Below are 2,326 nucleotides of genomic sequence, written 5' to 3' on the forward strand. Positions count from 1 at the left end.
GTTCGTTTATTGATTACGAAAAATTCTTTTGTGAAAAACTGACTTTTCCATAATCTAACCCGATGTACAACCCTTCTGTGAGATTTCCGCGTCGAGATCGACAACAATACGGTCGAGCGGACCATCCGACCGATTGCACTGAACCGAAAGAACGCCCTATTCGCAAGCCATGACGCGGGAGCGGAGAACTGGGCGATGATCGCCTCGCTCATAGAAAGCTGCAAGCTCAACTCCGTCGATCCGCTTGCCTACCTGACCGCCACGCTCACCGCCATCGTGAAAGGACATAAGCAAAGTCGGATCGATGAGTTGTTGCCGTGGAATTACGCAGCTTCGGCGGCACGGCAGTTGACCTGACTAACTAGCTGCTGGTCGGTTCGTCTGGCCTCGGCCAGACGCGAGTCAATCCGATCCGGGAAGTCTAAAGCTCGCCCAGAAAATTGATCACTAACTCCGATACTTCCTTCGCTCGCTCTTGTTGAAGCCAATGGCCCGCATCTTGAAGAACATAGGAGCCTCGCAAGTCAGGAACCAAGTTCGGCATTGCGGCGATAATCTGATCCATGCCGGGTATAGTCAGGCCAGTATCACGCTCGCCGATTATGAAAAGTGCCGGCACCTGGACCAGTTGACCGACGCTGCTTTGCTGCAGTTCCCAGTTGCGATCAAGATTGCGATAGTAGTTTAATCCTCCTGTGAAGCCTGACAACTCGAAGGCTCTGACCAGTTGGTCGAATTCTCGGCTGGGTAGCCATTCCGGCAGCTTAGCGGGAGTTGGGAGGCTTGCCAGCAACCCGGTGCTCTTCGCGACCATTCCGAATGGATTAGGTGTCCCATCGCCCGGCTTACGTGGGCCTGCTTCCCCACTTGCTGCGAACATGAGCTTGCGGAGAGTCAAGCTCACATCGCGGTTAAACTCCTCATCGGCGAGCTTGGGTTCTTGAAAATACAGCGTGTAGAAAAGTGCGTCTTCGGTTTGCGGGAAAATCTTTGATGGTCGCACAGGTGGCTGTCCCATCATCGGCACGCTAAGTGCGACGACAGCGCGGAACCGATCTGGCCGCAACAGCGCAGCTTGCCACGCAATTGTGGCACCCCAATCGTGGCCGACGATGACGGCCTGGTGCTCACCAAGCGCATCAAGCAGTGCCACCAGGTCGCCAACCGCGTGGAAGACCGTGTATTGATCTATATGTTCAGGCGCGTCGGTACCGCCATAACCTCGCATATCTGGCGCAACGGCGCGGTAACCAGCTTGTGCAACTGCGTTGATCTGGTGTCGCCATGCGTATTTGGTCTCAGGGAAGCCGTGGCAAAACAGAACCAACGGGCCTTGACCTGCATCGAGGATGCTCATGTTGATGGTGCGGGTCTGAATAACTGTCTCTTTCACGGACGCCTCCTGATTTGCTGGCAGGGCTATTGGTGGAAAGGCAAACACGAGTGGCGAAAGACTCAAAAACTGACGGCGTCGCATTTGCGCTCTTTCTATCGTGTAACAAAATGTGTTACGGTAAGGGCTCGATGTCAAGATAGCGTAACTATAATTGTTGCGGAAAGGTCTGTGATGACGACCGACGGTCGGCTCGCCAGAATGCTGCACGTGTTGGTTCACATGGGACTGCTCGGCGGCAGGGAAACATCAGAAAGGATTGCGTTGATGCTCAACACAAATCCCGTTGTTGTGCGCCGTACGCTCGGGGTGCTACGTGAACATGGGATTGTTGAATCCGAAGGCGGCCGAGGAGGCGGTTGGAAACTGACCCGGTCGCTCGACCAGGTCACAGTGCTTGACGTCCAGCGCGCTCTAACAAAGGGGCCAGCGCTCACCGCGCCCGTGTCGCGAGATCACCCAACCTGCCCAGTCGAACGTGCATCGAATTCTGTGCTGGAAAAGGCGCATGCTGCTGCGGAGGCCCACCTGATTGCGAAGTATGCTGTCACGACACTGGCGCAGATAGCGAAAGATGCCAAACATAAGGCATCCGGGACTACTCAATAGGCTGATTGCAGTAAGTGCTTCGTCAAATAGGCGGTGACCGATGCCTATGACGCGAACAGAGGTTCGGTCAATGTGCGAGCGAGGCACCGCTTACATATGGCAGCTTTGGACTTACGGATACTTTTCGCGTTCAGGAAAGGCAGAGCCGATGGTTGGGCTACAGCTGCGTCCCGGGTTAAAACGGCGCAGCTTGGTGACATTGCGCCATTTTAGTGGTTGCGTGATGCTGTCGACGCGGATTTCTCACACTTGGGTTAATTTCAGGTTATTTTGTAGAATTCAGTTATCCCACAGGAGCGCGATCTGGAATATTGACGATATTCT

2 protein-coding genes and 1 pseudogene are annotated in these 2,326 nt (G+C 54.3%); 2 read left to right on the forward strand and 1 reads right to left on the reverse strand.

Annotated elements, in window-relative coordinates:
- Positions 1 to 81: 81 nt before the first annotated feature.
- Positions 82 to 357: pseudogene (locus tag G442_RS23475) on the forward strand (transposase domain-containing protein); the annotation flags it as partial.
- A 64-nt stretch (positions 358 to 421) separates the two neighbouring features.
- On the opposite strand, the gene G442_RS0118870 reads toward G442_RS23475, so the two are convergent.
- Entirely contained in the window at positions 422 to 1,393 is a 972-nt protein-coding gene (locus G442_RS0118870) for an alpha/beta fold hydrolase (RefSeq protein ID WP_026399199.1), read from the reverse strand.
- A 174-nt stretch (positions 1,394 to 1,567) separates the two neighbouring features.
- On the opposite strand from G442_RS0118870, the gene G442_RS0118875 reads away from it, so the two are divergent.
- On the forward strand, positions 1,568 to 2,002 hold the full coding sequence (locus tag G442_RS0118875; RefSeq protein WP_026399200.1) for an RrF2 family transcriptional regulator: 435 nt from the start codon (positions 1,568 to 1,570) through the stop codon (positions 2,000 to 2,002).
- Positions 2,003 to 2,326 lie beyond the last annotated feature (324 nt).

The organism is Acetobacter nitrogenifigens DSM 23921 = NBRC 105050, assembly GCF_000429165.1.
Taxonomy (GTDB): Bacteria; Pseudomonadota; Alphaproteobacteria; order Acetobacterales; family Acetobacteraceae; genus Acetobacter; species Acetobacter nitrogenifigens.

Bases quoted from the DNA above. Each gene is read 5' to 3' on its own strand.
- G442_RS0118875 (WP_026399200.1), top strand. From the start codon at position 1,568: ATGACGACCGACGGTCGGCTCGCCAGAATGCTGCACGTGTTGGTTCAC.